The sequence below is a fragment of the Adlercreutzia muris genome, from assembly GCF_041223505.1.
In the GTDB taxonomy this organism is placed as follows: domain Bacteria; phylum Actinomycetota; class Coriobacteriia; order Coriobacteriales; family Eggerthellaceae; genus Adlercreutzia; species Adlercreutzia muris.
The window spans coordinates 18,874-38,038 of the sequence record NZ_JBCLQK010000008.1 but is presented as its reverse complement, the minus strand read 5'-3'; the positions used below and the strand labels follow the sequence as shown (position 1 = coordinate 38,038).

Here is a 19,165-nt window from a genome sequence, read left to right as displayed (position 1 = left end):
ATCGAAGTTCTAGGGGCGCCAGGACTTCTCAGGAAAGGTGCAGGCGAAACAATAGGGCAGGATCAGGGCCCGGGGCGCCGAACTAAAAACTAAGCGGCAGGGGTTCACAGCGAAACGCTAGACCGACAGGGGAAGCTCAACCACTTGAGCCCGACTGAGCATACCCTGGTCGAAATAGGCGAGATTCGCCGTGGTGATAAAGGTCTGGCAACCTCCCTCCATGGCATCTACCAGGGCTTCGCGGCGGGCACCATCAAGCTCACTCATCACATCATCCAGAAGAAGCACCGGCTTCTGCTGCAAGAGCTCTTCCACTACCGCGGCCTCAGCGAGCTTGTATGCGAGCACGATGGAGCGCTGCTGGCCCTGACTTCCGAACAGGGAAGCATCTTGATCATCGAGGAAGAATCCGATGGCGTCACCATGGGGTCCCACAAGAGATCGGCCCCGACGACGCTCTTCGGTGGCGCGTTCATGGAGGGATCGCGCCAGAGCTTCCCGTGCCTCGTCCCGCGTGAAGGTCATTAAGGGAAAAGCCCCCGGATACGGGGTTATCGGCTCCTTTCCCGAACGAGCCCACGAGGGCGTGTAGTACGCCGTTAAGCGCTCGCGACCCCGAGAGATCTGACGATACTTTTCCGCAATGGAAGGCTGGAGCCGCGCAAAGAGGGCGGCGCGATAGCAGGCGAGCTGCGCACCCGCAGTCACCACCATCTCGTTGATGGCCTCGAGAAGAGCCGGCGGCGCCTCTTCCTTGAGCAAGCGGTTCTTGTGGCGGATCACCTTCTCATAATCGCGGCGCACCACATAATAGTTCTTGTTTACTTGAGATCCCAGGGTATCCAAAGCGGTGCGTCGTCCGGCGGTGGGGCCCTTCACTAGATCAAGATCATCGGGCGTGAAGATCACCGACGGCACCAGGCCCTTCAAGTCGGCCGGGCGCTTCGCCTTTCCGTTCAGGCGGTATTTCCTCACCTTGCCATCGAGAGCCAGATCGAGGGAAAGCTCGCGATTTCCATCGCTCACCTGAGCCTGCAGGCGGGCTCTCTCACAACCATGGCGAATCAGCTGATCAATGGTGGCATGGCGAAAAGAAGTGAGGGCGGTGAGCAATTGGACGCCCTCTATGATGTTAGTCTTGCCCATGGCGTTCTCCCCCACGAGCACAGTCAAATCCCCGATGGACGTCAACAATGCTGATTCATAACTCCGAAAATTACGGAAGGCAAGTTGTTCGATGCGCAGCGTCAAAACGTTCCACGTGAAACATCGGGTCTAGGAAATGCGCACGGGCATGACGAGATACAGGAAGTTCTCAGGCTCCAGGGCACGGAAAATACCGGGCTTCAACGAAGAGAGCACCTCCAGGTACACCTCATCCGTGGCGATAGACCCCAGGCCATCGAGCACGTAGGCGTAGTTGAAGGCGATTTCCACATCCTCGCCTTCCACTGTGCAAGGGAGAATCTCTTGAGCGCTGCCCACATCTTGAGATGCTGCGGTAATCTGGGCAGTCTGGGAAGCGGCGTTCAAGTCGAAGCGCACCGGCGAGGCGTTGGAGCCGAGCAACGAGGCGCGTCGCACGCTGGCTACGAGCTTGTCCACTTCTAGGGTAGCGCGGGTAGCGTAGGTATCGGGGAGCAGCTGCTTGTAATTGGGGAAGTTCCCCTCGATACGACGGTTGATGAACACGGTATCCTCGCAGGTCACCACGATCTGATTGTCGGCCAGGGCCAGCGACACCGGCGATTCGGTCTTGGGCAGCGAGGCGATTTCCGACAGGAATGAGCCAGAAATGACCGCTTGGAACTCATCGGCCGCCGTCTCCTCCAGAGGAGCATCGGTAATGGCAAGGCGGTAGGAGTCGGTGGCCACCATGCGCAGCACGCCGTTCTCCAGCGTGATGAGCACGCCTGTGAGAATGGCCCGGCTCTCATCCTTTGACACAACGCGGGACACGCGCTTCACCATGGTGGAGAACTGCTGGAAGGGAATCTCGATGCGCTGGTGCGTCTCAACCCGGGGGAAGCCGGGGAAGTCCTCGGCGTTCAAAGCGCGAATGGAGAAAGAGGAGGTATCGCAGGTGATGAAAGCCTGCTCGTCGGTGGCTTCCACGTGAACGGCCGCATCGGGCAGGTTCTTCACAATCTCTGAGAACAGCTTGCCCGGAACAACGGCACGGCCCTCTTCCTCAATGAGCGCGGCGACGGAATATTGAATGGACAGCTCCAGATCGGTAGCTTGGAGGATGATCTTGTCCCCCGTGGCTTCAATGAGAATACCCGATAGAACCGGCAGGGTGGAACGGGTGGAAACGCCCTTCAGAACGATAGAGAGCGCATTGGCGAGTTCGGTACGATTAATGCTCAGCTTCAATGGAAACCCTTTCCTCGACTGACGGGTCGCTCACCGCCCTCAGGCGGATGATATGTAAAAGCAAGGTTTGAGCATTATAACGCCAGACTTCCCCTAGAAGGGCAAAGCGGAGCGCTTCTTCGGCGGAACCACAGGCGCCCGACCTTTCCCCGCGAGATGATTATGCACTTTCCAGAGCGCAACGGCGGTGGATAAAGTGGAAAACCTGTCTTTTCCCCAGCAAACTCGGTGGAAAACCTCTTTTGCACCGCGGTGAAAACCCCCAAAAAGCAGCAACAGGGAAACCGACAGGGCGTTTAGCTCCACCTAAACAGTCATAGTATTATGTACTTGAACTGGCTTTATGTCAGATTAAAGCCTATAAAGGCCATGTAATGGGAGTACTCCTCATCCCTTTTAGCTGAACGAGGTCAACGCACCCGCACAAAGAAAAGAGTGGGCCGATAAGAGCGATTGAGGCTCCCTGTCAAGAAAGTTTTCAACTTTTCCATCTTTGAAGGCCAATGAATTTTGTTCCCAAAAATTCACTGTTTTCCACTTTTACTGAACTTTCTGTTAATAACTCTGAATTAGGTGAAAAGTGCAGGTGAGGAAATTGGAAGTTTTCAACAAATACTGAACATAAAGTGGATTTCCACCCGTTGTCCTAAAAAGCCCCTCCAGTCTGGCCTCATCATTTCAAAAACAAGGTACAATGGCAGCCAATTTCTTCCGAATCCACTGAATAAAAGCCGAATCGCACGGAACGAGATCGAACACCATGGAGACACACGCCGCCCAGCCGGACACCGCCCCTGAAGCGAAGCCCTTCGACTACACCTTCGTCGAAACCGTCGGTCGTATTGCGCTCTACGACGACCTGCTCAGCGCGCCGCGGGTCATCGAAGTTCAACCGGCGGCCACCGGGGCCTACATCGAGGCCCTCGCCTCCAGCGTGTACGAGCAGGCACGGGGCGCAGGCGGATCCATCCCCTACACGGTTATCCGGGAAGTGTCCGAGAATTTTATCCACGCCCAGTTCAAGGGCGTGCTCGTCACCATTCGCGATCAGGGCAACACTATTGTGTTCGCCGACCACGGGCCCGGCATCCCCTCCAAGGAAAAGGCTCAGATGCCCGGGTTCTCCTCGGCGGTTGAGCCCATGCGCAACTACATCCGCGGCGTTGGGTCGGGGCTGCCCATCGTGCGCGAGTACCTGGAATCGTCCCACGGCACCATCACCATCGAGGACAACCTGGGAACCGGGGCCGTCGTCACCATAAGCCTCGCGGGGGCCGATGAGGAGGAGGACGACTATATCGAGGTCAATCCTTACGGAGCCATGCCCCAAGCGAGTCCTTACCCGGGAGGCGTGGAGGGCGCTGCCGCAACGGCACCAACCTACGGAGTCGCCCCGGGAGTGCCGGGCGCGGCCGTAGCCGCACCAGCGGCGGCGCAGCCCTATGGCTACGGCTATGCCCCCGCCCCGGCACCGGCCGCGAGCCCCTACGGGGCCATGGCCGGCCAGCCCCTACCCGGCACTTACGCCGCGGCCCCCGTGGGCGCGCCCCTGGCCCAGGCCATGCCCTACCCGGCCGTGGCGCCCGTAGCCGGGGCTTCCACCCTGCGGCTTAATAAGATTCAGCAGGAGATGCTGCGCCTTCTCGCCGTCGAAGGGAGCCTCGGCAACGCCGATATCTGTCGCCGTCTTGGCGCAAAGCCCTCGACCGTAACGAATAACTTCAACGAGTTGCGAGACAAGAGCCTCGTGACGAAAGACGGTCAAAAGTACACCCTCACCCCCTACGGCGCCCAAGTGATCCCCGGGCTCCTGTAGCCCCAAAAGACCTCAGCGCCCCAGTTAGAACAACCGCCCTTTTCCCACTCAACCCCGCGAGAGGACCGCAAGGAAGCACTATGGACAGCGAGAAACTCAATCAACAGTGGCACACCATCTGCACCCAGGTCATGAGCTACCCCGACATGGACGCTTCCCAGGTCACCGCCTTCTTCTCGCGACTTGAGCCCCAAGCCATGAGCGACTCCTTCCTTATGCTCACCGCCGACAACGACTTCATCAAGTCTTGGGTGGAGCAACACTATGTAGAGCCCATCCAGCGGGCTCTACTCGACCTGTGCGGCATTCCGTTCACCGTGGCCATCGCCATCGATCCGGGGCAAGAGGCCCGCAAGGCCGCTGCCGCGGCGGGGTCTTCCCCCTCGGGGGCCCCCGCCCCTGCGGCGGCCCCGATGAGCGTGCCGGGATCGCCCGGGGCCACGGCCCCAGCGTCCTTCCCTGCGGTGACCCCGGCTGCGGGCGCCGGGACTCCAGCAAATCCCCTGTCCGCAGCTCTCTCCCCCACGAACGCCTACCCGGCACCGTGGCCCGGAAACCCTCCCGCAGCGAACCCGGGAGCTTTGGGAAACCCCTCATCCTCCGATCCGGCCGCAACAGCGAATGCCCCCGCAACTCCGACGATGCCGCCCTGGGGCGATGCTGGCGGCGGTGCTCCCGTAAATGGCACCCCACCCGCGGGCGCGGGCGGGGTGCATGGAACCGAACGCCCCGCCGCCCCAACCGCCGATGCTGGGGCCGAGGACCATTACCGACCCCAGCCGCCGGCGGGAGCGGCGGGAACCTCAAATCCCTGCTCAGCCTACACATTCAGCAATTTCGTCATCGGCTCGTCGAATCGTCTTGCCTACCAAATGGCCGTGCAGGTGGCCGAACAGCCGGGCCGGAGCGCCCTCAACCCCTTGTTCATCTATGGCAAGAGCGGCCTGGGAAAGACCCATCTCATGCGGGCCATCCAGAACTACATCGGGGAAACCTACCCGCACCTCCGCACCGTCTTTGTGGATGCCGACAGCATCACCAACGAGTACGCCGAGGCCAGTGCCGCCCATGATCGGGAAAAGAGCAGTTTCAAGAACTTCAAAACCTTCTACGAGGAAGCCGACGTGCTGTTCATCGACGACGTCCAGAAGTTCCAAGGCAAAGAGCGTACCCTCGATATCGTGTTCCAACTGCTTAACACCCTTACGAGCCGCGGTAGCCAGGTAGTGCTGTCAGCCGATCGCGCCCCCAAGAGCATCGGCCTCGACGAGCGCTACCAATCTCGCTTCGCTGCCGGCTCCCCCGTCGACATCCAGCCGCCCGACATCGAGACCAAGCTTGGTATTGTCAAGTCCTTTACCGACGAGCTCTGTCGCAGTGAGGGATTTGGGCATTTGGCCCTTTCCAACGACGTGCAGCTCTATATTGCTGAGATCTCGGGGTCGAACATTCGTGAACTGAAGAGCGCCATTACCAAGGTGGCCTTTTATCAGACTTCCATGGGCGAACGTGGTGACGTCACCGTGGAGGAAGTACGGTCCCTCCTGGAGAACCACTTCTCCGGTGGACTGTCGCGCACTGTCACCGTTGAGGACATCCAGCGGGCGGTGGAGGAATATTACAAGGTAAGCCATAGCGATCTCGTCGGCCCGGCTCGCAGCCGCACCATCGTGCATCCCCGTCATATCGCCGTGTACCTCTGCCGTCAGATGCTTGACATGCCCCAGGGCGATATCGGGAAGAAGTTCAACCGGGACCACTCGACCGTTATTCACTCCACCCGAACCGTTGAGGCGATGCTCGAGGACAACATGGAGGTTCAAAGCGACGTGGAGAGACTCATGAAGATCATTCGGGAATCCTAGGTGCAAAACTGGGGGATTGTAGGGGATATCGCGGGTATAACCCCTCCTTTTTCCACAAACGCCGACATTAGGAGGCCTGGGAGAGAGGCATAGGGCCGATTTCCCCTACAGGAAATGAACCAGTTTCCCGTGGAAATTTCATGGCTGTGATCAGGGATTCTCTAAGGTTCTCGACTAATCAACCAGGTTTATTGTAATGACGAAGGGAAAGAACATAGAAGAACTGGGGCGGATTGCTGAATCGTCCTATTGCCTCACCCGTCATTTTGCCGCAGATCTCTCTCAGCGGACTGTCGTTGCACCTGAGGGTTCCTTCGAGACAACCTGCATTCTCGCAAAAGCAATCCTGTAGCCCTGCTCGATTCCTCCCTCGCCAAAACCCTGTCTCTCCACGAGGCAGGGCAATCCCACCGACAGTCTTCGCGTTTTCCTAAGAGTTCCCCGTTGACAGCCTCTCTCTGTGGTATATAATCGGAAAGCTATTCTTTGAACCATGAAAGGGAAAGAAAACAATGAAACGCACCTATCAACCGAACAAACGCAAGCGCGCCAAGTGCCACGGCTTCCGTGCCCGCATGTCCACCAAGGGCGGCCGCGCTGTTCTCGCTTCCCGTCGTGCTAAGGGGCGCAAGCGTCTCACCGTCTAGGAGTGCCCAGGCGTGGATACCATCAAGTCCAGCACTGAAATCTCCCAGCTCTTCTCAACCGGTCGGCGTCTGAAAACTCCCTATCTCACGCTGATCGTCGGGGAACATTCCTCGATGTCAACCCGAGCTGAAGACGTGCAACACGACCTCCCTGGTCGTGTTGCTTTTATTGCTGGGAAGAAGCTGGGGAACGCCGTTTGGCGCAACCGGGCTAAGCGGCGACTGAGAGCTCTCTGTCGAGATTTGGGAGGGCCGTGGCCGGACAAGGATGTGGTGTTCCTCGCCCGCGCATCGCTCTGCCGAGCCTCCTATGGGGACGTGCTCAGGGCTTGCACTGGCGCAGCGGCGCACCTTAGCTCGCCATGGGAAAGGGGCAATGATGAGGCGGATCGCTGTCTTCATTAAGCGCATGCCGGCCCTCGTGGCCATCGGGATCATCATGTTCTATCGCATGGCCATCTCGCCACTCCTGCCTCCTGCCTGCCGCTTCGTTCCCACCTGCTCTGAATACGGGCTCACCGCCTTTAGGCGCTATGGGTTTCGCAAGGGGTTTGTCCTCACGGCGAAACGGATACTGAAATGCCGTCCGGGCGGCCCTCATGGATACGATCCCGTGCCATGAGGCTACCGCGGCCGACTTGAGAAGGGTTGCGTATGTGGGATATATTTAAGGACTGGATCTTCGATGTTATCCAGTTCTTCTTTGACTTCTGCCACGACTGGGGCCTGGCTATCATCATCGTTACGATCATCTTCCGTATCATCGTAGCTCCCCTGATGCACAAGCAGGCGAAGTCGAACTACGCCATGCAGAAGGTCCAGCCGAAAATTCAGGCGCTCAAGGAGCGGTTCCCCGATGATCCCACGCGCCAATCCCAGGAGATGCAGAAGATTTACGCGGAGATGAAGTTTAATCCGCTCGCTGGATGTCTTCCGATGCTGCTGCAGATGCCCATCTTTATTGCCCTATTCCAGGTACTGCGCGAGATGGGGGATCGTATCGGTGACGACAGCTATTCGTTTTACAATCTGGTCCCCAATCTCGTGCAGACCCCCTCGGGGGCTTTCGCCGAGGGTTTCGGCACCTTTTTCCCTTACTTGGTTCTAATGGTAGTGTTTGCCGGTGCGACGTTTCTCCCCATGGTGCTTCAGCAGTTGAAGACTGAGAACACCCAGCAGAAGAACCAGACGCTTATGATGGGCGGCATCATGTCGATTATGATGCTCTGGATTTCGTGGGGGTCTCCTGCCGGCGTGCTTCTGTTCTGGGGAGCCAGTTCTGTGATTGGTATCGCACAGAATCAGCTGACCCTTGCCCGTTGCCGAGCGCAGGACAAGAAGCGCGAAGAGGAAGAAGCCCTTGTGGTCAAGCCCGTCGAAGTTGATGTGGTGCGCAAGGAAAAGAAAAAGCGTCCTAAGAAGAAGCGCTAAGAATCGTTGTCTTAAGAGAGTGTTTCACGTGAAACACTCTCTTTATTTGTCCGTGGAATGGAAGAGTTCGCTGCGGAACCCTGCGAAGAGAAAAGGAGCTCCTGATGACCGAGGAATTCGTCGAAGCTGTGGAGGCTACGATGTCGGAGAGCGATACTCCCGACGTTTCGGATGAGGCGGCTGCCGATACTCCGTCCGACTCTAATGAGCTGGTGGTTACCGATGAGATGCTGGACAACATTGCCGATACAGCCATCGCCGCATTGCAGGATATCCTCCAGTACTTCAATGTGGGCGATGTAACCATCGACGAGTACGAGGGTGATGAGGGAGAGCTCATCCTTGATATCAGTGGTGACGATATGGCTGTCCTGATTGGGCGTCACGGCAAGACTCTTGATGCTCTGCAGTTCATCGTGTCGATGATTACCATCCGCACCATTGGGTTCCGTTATCCGGTTGTGGTTGATGTCGAGGGATACAAGAATCGTCAGCGCCAGAAGCTGGAATCGATTGCCCACTCCTCCGCCAACCGAGCAGTTAGCCAGCATCGTAAAGTGGGCTTGCGTCCGATGACTCCCTATGAACGCCGTATCATTCACATCGCTCTTCGCGATGACGATCGCGTTGAGACGGTGTCCGAGGGAGAGGGTTCTGCTCGTCACGTTGTGGTAGTTCCCCTGTAGTTACCGCGAATTTCATTGAACAGCGGCGAAAGGGCGGGAATTCCCGCCCTTTTCCTTTACAATATCTCATTACCATTTCTAACCTTGGAGGCTTGGGATTCTATGACTTCGTCAGAGTGTCGTGATTTGACCCATCAATACCTTGATGCCATTCTCGAGGTCAATAAGACAACGAATCTCACGCGTATCGCCTCTCAGACAGAGGCGGAGGTTCTCCATATTGAAGACTCTCTTGCTGGACTTCCTGAGATAGAGGCCGCTCCTGAAGGGCTCTACGGCGATCTTGGCTCAGGCGGAGGGTTCCCCGGTGTTCCCTTGGCCCTTGCCACGGGCCGTATGACGGTGTTGATCGACTCAGTCAAAAAAAAGATGGCCCTCGTATCCGGTGTCCTCGATGAGCTTGGCTTGAGCGATCAGATAAGTACCTATGACGGCCGTATTGAGGAGTTGGCCCTGGATCGTCCTGGTTCTTTCTCGGTTCTCACGGCCCGCGCACTCTCGCGCCTCGTATCTCTTCTAGAGCTCGCCTCGCCTTTGCTGAGCAAAGGAGGGCAACTGATATGCTATAAGGCCCATGTAGACGACGAGGAGTTGGAAGAGGCTCGTGCTGCGGAGAATTTGGTTGGCATGAGGCTTGTCTCTCGACGGGAGCTCGTACTCAGTGATGGGGAGACGGAACGCTCTATTCTCGTATTTGAGAAAGTCGGCCGTGGTAAGGTCAAGCTTCCTCGCCGTGTTGGAATGGCTCAGAGGAACCCCCTGAAACCACGTTCGTGATGTTTCACGTGAAACATCACGATTAACTCGCCGCTCCTATGAATCAGCGGTCCTGTGATGTAGGGCCGATGCTATACTGTGCTGCAGCTAAGGAAGGAGGTTCCTGTGGGATTTTTTGATGGTCTTAAACGGGACAGTAAACAGAATCAGACTATCGCCGGGGGTCGCGCCCCTCAGTCTCAGGAACAACGTGAAGCCCAGGCGGATGCTACTTATCGCGAACCTGATCCCGATGAACTTGAGGTGTCGATGCGGGAAGTGGCTCCCGCGACATATCATTCTGAACCTGTTCAGCCGCTTAAGAGCTACAAGGATAAGGCTCCCGTCAAACATGTGATTGGGCATACGCGCGTGATCGGCATCATCAATCAAAAGGGCGGCGTCGGCAAATCAACGACGGCCATTAATCTTGCTGCCGCTCTGGGCGAGATGGGTAAGCAGGTTCTTCTCATCGACCTCGATCCGCAAGGGAATTGCTCCAGCGGTCTTGGTATTGAGAAGGGTCTTATCCAGCAGTGCATTTATGACGTGCTCCTGAATGACGCCCCATTGGAGGATGTCATCATTCCTGATGTGGCTGAAGGTCTCGATGTGGCGCCGGCAACGATCAATCTTGCTGGCGCTGAAGTGGAGTTGGTTTCTGAGATGGCCCGCGAGAACCGTCTGAAGGACGCCATCGGCTCTATGCGGGGAAAGTACGACTTCGTTATTATCGACTGCCCTCCGGCCTTGGGTTTGCTCACAGTGAATGCGATGGTGGCCGCTGACAAGCTGCTTATTCCCATCCAGTGCGAGTTCTATGCCCTTGAGGGCGTGACAAAACTTCTTGAATCAATGAAACGTGTCAAAAGCCGTTTGAATCCGTCTCTTGATATTTACGGCATTCTCTTGACGATGTATGACAGTCGTACGATCCTCTCGAAGCAGGTTGCCGATGAAGTTCGAGAGTACTTCGGGCGTCTCGTGTTCTCCACCCCTATTCCCCGTACGGTAAAACTTTCCGAAGCCCCCAGCTTCGGGCAGCCTATTACCCAGTACGATCCCCGTGGTCGTGGCTCCCTGTCCTATATTGAACTTGCGAAGGAAGTGATTGCCCGTGGCTAAGCCAGAACGACGTGGTGGATTGGGCCGAGGTCTCAGTTCTCTCCTCCCTGGTTCCTATGAGGCTCCCGCCCCTGCTGCTCCAGCTCCCGAAGGCCAGCGACTGACCGTTCAGGTTGAGGATATCGAGGAGGTGCCGGCGTCTTCTCGACCGGCTTCTCGTGTTGTTGTGAGCGAAGAAGGAGCCGATACTGTCCTCTCTGAGCCGATTCCGCGGGAGGTAAGCGCTGTTGTGCCCGCTCTCGTCCGAGAAACAGTGGAGACGAGGACGACCGATGAAGTGAGCCTTGATAGCATCTTCCCTAATCCCGATCAGCCCCGAACTCAGTTCAAGAAAGAAGAGATCGAGGAGCTAGCTACTTCCATCGAAAAGGACGGCTTGCTTCAACCGATTCTTGTTCGGCAGATGGGCGATGGTACCTATCAGATTATCGCTGGTGAGCGACGCTGGCAGGCCTCTAAGGCCGCGGGCCTCAAAAAAGTGCCGATCCGCATCAAAGAGGCTGATGATAACCTCGCACTGGAGCTGGCTCTGATTGAGAATATCCAGCGAAGCGACTTGAATCCCATTGAGGAGGCCTATGGATACCGCCGCCTCATGGAGCGTCGTTCGATGACTCAAGCCGAGGTTGCCCAGGCGGTTTCAAAAGGGCGATCCACTGTGGCCAACGCTCTTCGCTTGCTCGATCTCCCCGAAGAGGCTCAGCAGTTGCTCTACGAGGAGAAGATCACAGCCGGCCATGCCCGGGCTATTCTCTCGGTATCCACACCCGAAGGACGCGCGAAACTTACCGAGAAGATCGTTGAGGGGAATATGACCGTGCGTGAGGCCGAGAGCCTTGCCCGCTTGCTTTCAGGAAAGAAAGACTCCTCTCCTACTTCGACTCGTCCCGCAACTCCACCCGTGTTCAAATCAGTTGCCAAGACACTGCGTGAGACCCTCAAGACCAATGTTCGCGTCAAATCTTCCAAGGGCAAGAACAAGATTGAGATCGAGTTCAAGGATGAGGAAGATCTGCAGCGCCTCTTCGATGAGATTCTTGGCATGAAGGAAGAGTCTTCAGCCATTGAGGAGTAACCTCTCTATCGGGACTGAGAAAAGAAAGAAAGGGTGTTTCACGTGAAACACCCTTTCTTTTTATTTTCGAAATTCCCCTGTTCTGTATCGAGCGCGCCCACTTCCGATTGAGGCGCCTTAAAGGTCGATCTGAGTGGGTCGCCTCGATATTGGAAGAATTTTGCTGCCTAGAGTCCCTATGGGAAGCTCGCGAAAACTGCTTTACATAACATATCGAGTTGGGAGTGATCATGTTTCACGTGAAACAATACGGTTCTTCAACTGCCCACAGGCACCGTCGATATCACTTCCGCGAGACTTTCTTATGCTTATTTCAACGCCCTCGGCTTCGAGCGTTCTCATCCAGTGTCGAACGATTTTCTCGGTTGCTGGCTGGAAGGGAGCCCCCTCCACGGGATTCATGGGCAGAAGATTGATATGGCAGAGGAGTCCGCGACATAGATCGAGAAGTGCACGCAGTTGCTCGTCGGAATCATTGACGTTCTTGATGAGGAGGTATTCGAGGGAGACGCGCCGCCCGGTTTTCTGGGTATAGTTCTTAAGGGCCGTTTTGAGCAGCGGCAGGGGTTGTTGGGAGACTTTCGGCATGAGTTCGTCGCGGGTTGACTGTACTGCCGAGTGAAGCGAAATAGCTAGAGTGAATTGCTCAGGCTCGTCGCTGAGGCGCTTGATGCCGGAGATGATGCCGCAGGTGGAAATCGTGATATGACGCGCGCCGATATGAAGGTCATCAGCGCTGTTAATCATACGCAGTGCTGAAAGCACCTCATCGTAGTTCAGGAATGGCTCTCCCTGGCCCATGACAACAACATTGCTCACGCGGGCTTCGAAGTCCTTTTGAACGGTAGCAATTTGCTGGACAATCTCCCCTGCTTGCAGGCTGCGGGTGAGCCCCTCGCGCCCTGTTGCGCAGAATGCGCAGGCCATGGGACAGCCCACCTGAGAGGAGACGCAAACCGATAACCGCTCGATGGCTCCGTCTTGGCGATGGGTTGGCATGCCGACAGTTTCGACAAGACATCCGTCGCTAAGTTTGAACACGTATTTGCGCGTTCCATCGCTGGAGACCTGTCGGTCGACAAGGGAGAATTCCTCAAAGGGATATTCCTGTGCCAGCCGCTGACGAAGGGAGGCCGGCACATTGCTCATGGCGTCAAAAGAAGTGCAATGGTGCCGATGAATCCATTCGTGTACCTGCTTGGCTCGGAATCGGGGGAACCCCCAGGCTTCAATGAGACCGGTGAGCTCGGGAAGGGTGAGTGTCATAAGTTCGTTATTCATAGGGGCCATTATAGACAATGCACCTGCTCTGATATACTTCCCCTCAGATATTCATCGTCTTGAAAGGTGTCCGATCATGGCTGTTACTTTAGATCCGGCTACTTGTCGCGTCGCTCTGCTTGCAGGAGGAACGAGCGGCGAGCGCGAGATCTCCCTCGCGTCCGGCAAAGGGGCTGGCGAAGCGCTGCGCCAGGCAGGGTTTGCGGTGACGGAATTGGACCCTGCCTCCAAAGATGATTTGAAGGCGCTCATTGACGGCAACTTCGATGTGGCCTTTCTCTGCCTCCATGGTAAAGGAGGGGAGGACGGCCAGCTTCAAGGGTTTCTGGAGGTGATCGGCCTTCCCTATACAGGCCCAGGCGTGTGGTCGAGCGCTACGGCTATGAACAAGGCGAAATCGAAGGTCTTCTATGCCCGTGAGGGTATTGCGACGGCCCCATTCTTCTCTCTTGAGCGGGGGTGCTCCTATGATGTTGAGACAATCGCCCAAGTTATGGACGGCACCTGTGTTGTCAAGCCCGCAACTGAGGGAAGTGCCCTCGGTATTTATATCGTTGAGGGGGAGGAGTCTATCCGAGAGGCCATTGAAGAGGTGTTCAAGATTGATAGCCTGGTGGTTGTGGAGCGCTTCATCAAGGGCACCGAGCTGACCGTGGCGGTTCTCGGCAACGATGAGCCCTATGCGCTGCCGATCATTGAGATTGTGCCCCGGGGCGAGTTCTATGATTTTGATTCCAAGTACGCCCTGGGCGGCTCTCAGCACATTTGCCCCGCGCCTCTCGGCGAGGCCCTGACCCAGCGTGTTCAGGCCATGGCTGTGGCCGCCCATCGGGCCCTGGAGTGCACTGGCGTCTCTCGCTCTGACTTCATCCTCGATGAGGAGGGAACGCCATGGATTTTGGAGACGAATACCATCCCCGGCATGACGAGCACCTCGCTGCTCCCTGATGCGGCCCGTGCCGCCGGCATCGAGTTTCCCGAGCTGTGCACACGCCTGATTGTCAGCGCCCTTGAAGCGAAGGCTCGCTAGAAGAGCCCGCAGGCCTTCAACCCGAAGATGAGGGAGCCCACCAGGGCAAGGAGGAACGCCCAACTGAGAAGGTAGCAGCCCTTGTTTCCCTGGCGGCCCTTTTCGACGAGGCTATCGGTTATCGATCTTTGCCGCTTGAGAATGGCCATACCCTTCTTTTTTTCTGGCAAGGGAACGCGATCCGTGGGGAGCCATGCGCCCTGGGTTTCGACAATTCGCTCTACGGCTGCTCCGTCAAAGGCCAGTGCGGGGCGAATCCCCTTGCCTATAAGGGTTCCGACACCTTCCACAAAGCGGGTGAAGGCCTTCTGATCGCGGGCATCGTAGGCGATGACCGCCGCCTCCCCCCAGTACTCACCGGGCTCTGGCTGCTCGGAGAAGGCCACGAAGGAGAGGATGCCGACCAAGGTGAGACCCTGGGCGCGCAGCAGGCTCAGCTGGCGCGAGAAGTCGGGGTCGAAGTACCCGATGCGAGACCCGAAGCGATTGACGAGCCAGGCTTTCTGGACCCCGCTCTCGATGGTGCACTCGATAGCGTACTGATCCCCGACAAGATTGTTCGAGCCGAGCAGGGCCGCGGCGTCCTTGCGGGACGCCGTTTGAAATGTTTGATATGTACCAAAATACCGTTCCATGACGTTCTCCCTGCGCTGGCTGCTACAATACCGAAAGCTATTGAGTACACACCATAACCGAGGCCGATCATCTGTGGAACGCTCGCTTGGACGAGGTTCCTTTTTTTCGGCATCAGGGGTGCACCGCGAAGGTAGGGCAACGCTATGACACGAGACACTGCTCCTCTTGAGGGCCAGCTGAAGAACTTCATTACCGATGGAACGCCCCCTGAGGTGGTCGCCCTCTACGAGAGTCTGCCGGAGCGGGCCCGTACTGGCCATTTTGGCCCCTTCGACGGTAATGTGGTAGTGCTCGATACCGAGACCACTGGTTTCTCTCTTAACCATGACGAGCTCACCCAAATTGCCGCCGCCCGCATGGAAGGCGGCCAGATCGTCGAGTGGTTCATCACCTTCGTGAACCCTGGCAGGCCCATTCCCGATGAAGTCGCCCATTTGACCGATATTCACGATGAGGATGTAGCCGTGGCCCCCACCCCCGCCGAAGCCCTGGCATCGCTCGTGGAGTTTGTGGGAGACGCCGTGGTGGTGGCCCACAATGCGGAGTTTGATCGCAACTTCACGACGAAGCATCCTGCTGGCTACCCGCTGCTTGAGAATACTTGGGTCGACTCCCTTGACCTATCACGCATTGCTCTGCCCCGCATGAAATCCCATCGTCTCATCGACTTGGTGAAGGCGTTCGGCGCCCCGCGCTCTACCCACCGAGCCGATGAGGATGTGGCCGCCACGTGCGCGCTGCTGCGCATCCTCCTGGCCGGTGTGGAGGCCATGCCTCCCATGTTGCTGCGCGAGATTGCCTCCATGGCCACACCGGAACAGTGGCCCACGGTTGTGGTGTTCCAGTACTTCGCCGAGCAATGCGCTTCAGAAGGAGAAAAGCCCCTGCCGTTTTCCCTGAGGAGCCTGCGGCGCGATCGAGTCGGAGCCATCGACCACCGACCCCTCGTGGATGCGGCGGATATTGTTGCCGATCCCGCCCGTTCCCTGGTGTTCCCCACAGCCGAAGCCATAGCGCAGGCGTTCACCGAGACGGGGCTTATCGGCTCGCTGTACGACGACTACGAGCAGCGCAATGAGCAGGTGTCCATGGCCGAGGCGGTGCGCAGCTCGTTTGCCCGTTCTACTAACCTTATGGTAGAAGCGGGTACGGGTGTGGGGAAATCCATGGCCTACCTGCTGCCCGCCGCTATCACGGCGCGGGATAACGATATCAACATCGGCGTGGCTACGAAGACCAACGCCCTGCTCGACCAGCTCGTCTACCACGAGTTGCCAGCCTTGGCCGAGGCTCTCGGCGGTGGCCTTACCTATGCATCGCTCAAGGGTTTCTCCCATTACCCCTGCCTGCGCAAGGTGGAGCGCATTGTTGTGGACGGCCCGCGCATGCGCACGGTGGGGAAGGGGGAGCAGCATCAAGCCCCGGCTCTTGCCGGTCTGCTCTCGTTCATCAGCCAGACGACCTATGACGATATCGATAACCTCAAGATCGATTATCGCCTCCTGCCGCGATGGTCCATCACCACGACGAGTCACGATTGCCTTCGCCGCAAGTGCCCCTTCTTCGGAACGACCTGCTTCGTCCACGGTGCCAGGCGTCGGGCTGAGGCATCGAACATCGTCGTGACCAACCACAGCCTCCTGTTCTGTGATCTCGCCGCCGACGGAGGATTGTTGCCTCCTATTCGCTACTGGGTGGTGGACGAGGCCCATGGGGCCGAGAACGAGGCTCGCCGCGCCTTCTCCATGGACCTGGCCGAGGAGGACATCCTTTCGCTTGTCCGCCGCGTAGCCACCGACGAGGCGCGCCGCAACGTGTTCGTGCGGGCGGAGCGCACGGTCATTATGCCGGGGAACGAATCCTCCGCAACGCTGTTCTATGCTCTCACTGCCAAAGCCCGCAGCGCGGGGCAGGCTTTCGGATCGGCAGCCGAGGCCTTCTGCGCCGCCCTGCCCGAACTGCTGTTCTACGACGCGAACCGCCGCTCGAAGGGCTATGAGACAGTGGATCTTTGGCTCAACGACGAGATCCGTGCCGGCTCTGTCTTCCAGAACATTTCGCGGTTGGGGAAGGCTATGGCTGCGGAAGCCGAGAAGATGGTCACGGCCTGCCAGGAGCTTGTGGGGTACCTGGATGATATCGAGGGGGCCGCGGTCATTCAGCGAGAGATTGCTGCCATTGCCATGGAATTGAAGGAGATTATCGCCGCTGTGGACGTGATCTGCGTCCAATGCCCGCCCCAGTACGTGTATGCCGCCAGTCTCACACGGAAAAACGATCGTCCCCAGAACAAGCTGGAGGCCCTGCTGCTCAATGTGGGCAGTACGCTGGAAGAGACGTTCTACGCGAACACCCATGCGGTGGTGTACGCTTCGGCCACGTTGACCGTAGACGGGGGCTTTACCAGTTTCGCCAGCGCCATGGGCCTTAACACGAGTGATTGCTCTCGTGCTGACGAGCTTATGCTTCCCTCGAGCTATGATTTCGACAACCGCATGATTGTCTATGTCGTTAACGACATGCCAGAGCCCAACGAAGCCTCCTATCTTGGTGCTCTTCAGAACCTGCTTGTCGCTGCTCATAAAGCTCAACGGGGGTCCATGCTCACGCTGTTCACTAATCGTCGCGAGATGGAGCGGTGCTTCGAAGAAGTGCAGCCGGCCCTGAAGGAGGACGATCTGCGCCTGGTCTGCCAGAAGTGGGGCGTTTCCGTGAAGGGCCTGCGCGACGATTTCCTTGCCGATGAGCATCTGTCGCTGTTCGCTCTCAAGAGCTTCTGGGAAGGTTTCGATGCCCCGGGCGCGACGCTTAAGGGGGTCGTCATCCCCAAGCTGCCGTTTTCCAAGCCCACCGACCCGCTCTCCTGCGAACGGGCCGCTCGTGATGACGCCGCGTGGCGCCGCTATGTTCTGCCCGCCGCCGTCTTGGAGACCAAGCAGGCTGCAGGCCGCCTCATTCGCAAGGCCACGGATAGCGGCATCCTCATCCTGGCGGACAAGCGCCTCGTGACCAAGGGTTACGGCAAGACCTTCCTTCGCTCGCTTCCCAGCCAGAACATCCGTTTCTGCTCGGCCGCCGAAATCGTGGCCGAAATTGAGCGCAGTGCCCACTAGCGGAGCTTTACCCATGGCGAAGAAGAAGGCCCAGCACGCGCTTCACATCAAGAGTCACACCCACGGCTCCTCAAACGAGATTTCATTCAGCGTGCTCGATGCGGCCCGCGAGGCCCGGGATGCCGAGGAACGGGATCGACGAGAGGCCGCCGGCGCGGGGAGGGTTCCGCTGTTTACGCTCGGGCGGGGAAAGAAGCCCCGCGCCACCCCGGCCCGAAGCCAGTCCATCGTCATTCCCGAAAGCGCGGCCCCCACGCGGTCCTCGGCATCATCGTTCGCCTCGGCTGCCGTGGCAGAGGTGGATCGCCGGGCTTTTCGCATCGTTCCCGTGGTCGTGGTCGTCTGTGTGCTCTTGGCCCTGGCCCTCACCCTCGGGCAAACGCTCATCTCTATGCGTACCCAGCAGCAGGGCTTTCGCTCCTCGCTGAACGATAACATCAGCGTTATCACCAGCTGCGATGAGACATTGATTCCCTTCGACGAGTTGGTCATGGCCCAATACGACAGAAAGCGCCTTTCTCCGTCAGCCGCCGGCCAGCATGCCCCCTCTTTCGAGGATCTGTCGGAGGGCTACCGCCGCGTCGTCGCCGATATTGCCCCTTCGCGGGCTCAGTTGGAAGAGTCGTTGGCCGCCATTGAATCGATGCGCCCGACCCTCGCCGATAACAATGCCGAGGAGGCAGCCCATCAGGCTGTGACCGCGGCCCGGGCGCGCCTGAACATGCTCGATGCCGGCGTGGCTATCATCGAGCAATCTCTCATGGCCACCGAGGCGTTCCTCGATTGTCAGGGAGGATGGAGGGCCGTCATCAACGCTGACGCTGCTGCTCGGGAGGCGACGGCACTGCTGCGCGAGATGTCCGAGGCCAATGTGCGCGCCTCGATGGAGGAGAGCGACGAGGCCGTAACGCAGCTGAATGACGCCCGAGAGCTCTTCACCAAGGCTCAAGGTGCTTATCCCGGCCTCGATCTGGACTCTTTCATCGCCTATGTGGAGAAGCGCCTTGAGGCGCAGCAGGCCGCCCTCGCCTCCGACCAGGCCTATCTCGATCGCGATAAGGAGGCTCTGGCCGAGGAGAACGACCGCTACAACGCCCTTGAGGCCGAGGCCGCGGCGCTGGCCCAGGATCTGGGCGACGATCCCGATCAACGCGTGGCCAATCGATTCTATGAATCGATTGAGGATCAGGTGACAGTTTATGAGGCCGAACGGCTCAAAGCGGGTAATGCTGATACGTTTCTCCGTGATTATTTGGGCAAGAGCGTCCAATAGCGTATACTAGTAATAATTGTGTCAACAGACCTCTTTGAACGAGGAAAGGCAACGT

17 protein-coding genes are annotated in these 19,165 nt (G+C 57.9%); 13 read left to right on the top strand and 4 right to left on the bottom strand.

Annotated elements, in window-relative coordinates; translation table 11 throughout:
• Window positions 1-117 precede the first annotated feature (117 nt).
• Window positions 118-1,251: a DNA replication/repair protein RecF gene (gene recF, locus AAK988_RS08440; RefSeq protein ID WP_369880609.1), complete on the bottom strand. Its 1,134-nt coding sequence runs from the start codon at window positions 1,249-1,251 to the stop codon at window positions 118-120.
• A gap of 24 nt (window positions 1,252-1,275) precedes the next feature.
• On the bottom strand, window positions 1,276-2,376 hold the full coding sequence (gene dnaN, locus AAK988_RS08435; RefSeq protein WP_151430977.1) for a DNA polymerase III subunit beta: 1,101 nt from the start codon (window positions 2,374-2,376) through the stop codon (window positions 1,276-1,278).
• A 760-nt stretch (window positions 2,377-3,136) separates the two neighbouring features.
• Between dnaN and AAK988_RS08430 the strand changes: the two genes are divergently transcribed.
• From AAK988_RS08430 to AAK988_RS08385, 10 genes are all read left to right on the top strand, one after another.
• Window positions 3,137-4,192 (top strand): ATP-binding protein, encoded by a 1,056-nt coding sequence (locus tag AAK988_RS08430; RefSeq protein WP_160324343.1) that lies wholly within the window; start codon window positions 3,137-3,139, stop codon window positions 4,190-4,192.
• Between the two features lie 80 nt (window positions 4,193-4,272).
• A complete protein-coding gene (gene dnaA, locus AAK988_RS08425) occupies window positions 4,273-6,057 on the top strand; it encodes a chromosomal replication initiator protein DnaA (RefSeq protein WP_160324342.1) in 1,785 nt (594 codons plus the stop codon).
• A 512-nt stretch (window positions 6,058-6,569) separates the two neighbouring features.
• Window positions 6,570-6,704, top strand: a complete 135-nt coding sequence (gene rpmH, locus AAK988_RS08420; protein WP_016310113.1) for a 50S ribosomal protein L34 — start codon at window positions 6,570-6,572, stop codon at window positions 6,702-6,704.
• A gap of 12 nt (window positions 6,705-6,716) precedes the next feature.
• The gene (gene rnpA / locus AAK988_RS08415) at window positions 6,717-7,109 is read left to right on the top strand and encodes a ribonuclease P protein component (RefSeq protein WP_160324341.1); all 393 of its coding nucleotides are present in this window, start codon (window positions 6,717-6,719) and stop codon (window positions 7,107-7,109) included.
• Window positions 7,015-7,326, top strand: coding sequence for a membrane protein insertion efficiency factor YidD (gene yidD, locus AAK988_RS08410; RefSeq protein WP_369873520.1), 312 nt, complete (start codon window positions 7,015-7,017; stop codon window positions 7,324-7,326). The genes rnpA and yidD overlap by 95 nt, the downstream gene beginning before the upstream one ends.
• Before the next feature lie 32 nt (window positions 7,327-7,358).
• Window positions 7,359-8,135 carry a YidC/Oxa1 family membrane protein insertase gene (locus AAK988_RS08405; RefSeq protein WP_242369847.1) on the top strand — a complete coding sequence of 259 codons (777 nt, stop codon included), beginning with the start codon at window positions 7,359-7,361 and terminating at the stop codon, window positions 8,133-8,135.
• A gap of 104 nt (window positions 8,136-8,239) precedes the next feature.
• Entirely contained in the window at window positions 8,240-8,821 is a 582-nt protein-coding gene (locus AAK988_RS08400) for a Jag family protein (protein ID WP_201757673.1), read from the top strand.
• Between the two features lie 126 nt (window positions 8,822-8,947).
• Window positions 8,948-9,598: a 16S rRNA (guanine(527)-N(7))-methyltransferase RsmG gene (gene rsmG / locus AAK988_RS08395; RefSeq protein WP_369873519.1), complete on the top strand. Its 651-nt coding sequence runs from the start codon at window positions 8,948-8,950 to the stop codon at window positions 9,596-9,598.
• A gap of 249 nt (window positions 9,599-9,847) precedes the next feature.
• Complete coding sequence (locus tag AAK988_RS08390; RefSeq protein ID WP_240806278.1) at window positions 9,848-10,702, top strand: ParA family protein; 855 nt, start codon at window positions 9,848-9,850, stop codon at window positions 10,700-10,702.
• On the top strand, window positions 10,695-11,777 hold the full coding sequence (locus AAK988_RS08385; RefSeq protein ID WP_369873518.1) for a ParB/RepB/Spo0J family partition protein: 1,083 nt from the start codon (window positions 10,695-10,697) through the stop codon (window positions 11,775-11,777). The genes AAK988_RS08390 and AAK988_RS08385 overlap by 8 nt, the downstream gene beginning before the upstream one ends.
• A 228-nt stretch (window positions 11,778-12,005) precedes the next feature.
• On the opposite strand, the gene rlmN is transcribed toward AAK988_RS08385, so the two are convergent.
• Window positions 12,006-13,058, bottom strand: a complete 1,053-nt coding sequence (rlmN, locus tag AAK988_RS08380) for a dual-specificity RNA methyltransferase RlmN (RefSeq protein ID WP_369873517.1) — start codon at window positions 13,056-13,058, stop codon at window positions 12,006-12,008.
• Between the two features lie 76 nt (window positions 13,059-13,134).
• Between rlmN and AAK988_RS08375 the strand changes: the two genes are divergently transcribed.
• The gene (locus tag AAK988_RS08375) at window positions 13,135-14,088 is read left to right on the top strand and encodes a D-alanine--D-alanine ligase family protein (protein WP_369873516.1); all 954 of its coding nucleotides are present in this window, start codon (window positions 13,135-13,137) and stop codon (window positions 14,086-14,088) included.
• Here AAK988_RS08375 and AAK988_RS08370 read toward each other — a convergent pair.
• Window positions 14,085-14,723 carry a hypothetical protein gene (locus AAK988_RS08370; RefSeq protein ID WP_369873515.1) on the bottom strand — a complete coding sequence of 213 codons (639 nt, stop codon included), beginning with the start codon at window positions 14,721-14,723 and terminating at the stop codon, window positions 14,085-14,087. The genes AAK988_RS08375 and AAK988_RS08370 overlap by 4 nt on opposite strands.
• A gap of 144 nt (window positions 14,724-14,867) precedes the next feature.
• Here AAK988_RS08370 and AAK988_RS08365 point away from each other — a divergent pair, with 144 nt between their 5' ends.
• The gene (locus tag AAK988_RS08365) at window positions 14,868-17,837 is read left to right on the top strand and encodes a helicase C-terminal domain-containing protein (RefSeq protein ID WP_369873514.1); all 2,970 of its coding nucleotides are present in this window, start codon (window positions 14,868-14,870) and stop codon (window positions 17,835-17,837) included.
• Between the two features lie 13 nt (window positions 17,838-17,850).
• The gene (locus AAK988_RS08360) at window positions 17,851-19,110 is read left to right on the top strand and encodes a hypothetical protein (RefSeq protein WP_369873513.1); all 1,260 of its coding nucleotides are present in this window, start codon (window positions 17,851-17,853) and stop codon (window positions 19,108-19,110) included.
• Window positions 19,111-19,165: the final 55 nt, after the last annotated feature.

Excerpts from the sequence above, each read along its gene's own strand:
- AAK988_RS08430 (WP_160324343.1), top strand. The coding sequence starts at position 3,137 with ATGGAGACACACGCCGCCCAGCCGGACACCGCCCCTGAAGCGAAGCCC.
- dnaA (WP_160324342.1), top strand. The coding sequence starts at position 4,273 with ATGGACAGCGAGAAACTCAATCAACAGTGGCACACCATCTGCACCCAG.
- rpmH (WP_016310113.1), top strand. The coding sequence starts at position 6,570 with ATGAAACGCACCTATCAACCGAACAAACGCAAGCGCGCCAAGTGCCAC.
- yidD (WP_369873520.1), top strand. The coding sequence starts at position 7,015 with ATGGGGACGTGCTCAGGGCTTGCACTGGCGCAGCGGCGCACCTTAGCT.
- AAK988_RS08405 (WP_242369847.1), top strand. The coding sequence starts at position 7,359 with ATGTGGGATATATTTAAGGACTGGATCTTCGATGTTATCCAGTTCTTC.
- AAK988_RS08400 (WP_201757673.1), top strand. The coding sequence starts at position 8,240 with ATGACCGAGGAATTCGTCGAAGCTGTGGAGGCTACGATGTCGGAGAGC.
- AAK988_RS08390 (WP_240806278.1), top strand. The coding sequence starts at position 9,848 with ATGCGGGAAGTGGCTCCCGCGACATATCATTCTGAACCTGTTCAGCCG.
- rlmN (WP_369873517.1), bottom strand. The coding sequence starts at position 13,058 with ATGAATAACGAACTTATGACACTCACCCTTCCCGAGCTCACCGGTCTC.
- AAK988_RS08375 (WP_369873516.1), top strand. The coding sequence starts at position 13,135 with ATGGCTGTTACTTTAGATCCGGCTACTTGTCGCGTCGCTCTGCTTGCA.
- AAK988_RS08370 (WP_369873515.1), bottom strand. The coding sequence starts at position 14,723 with ATGGAACGGTATTTTGGTACATATCAAACATTTCAAACGGCGTCCCGC.
- AAK988_RS08365 (WP_369873514.1), top strand. The coding sequence starts at position 14,868 with ATGACACGAGACACTGCTCCTCTTGAGGGCCAGCTGAAGAACTTCATT.
- AAK988_RS08360 (WP_369873513.1), top strand. The coding sequence starts at position 17,851 with ATGGCGAAGAAGAAGGCCCAGCACGCGCTTCACATCAAGAGTCACACC.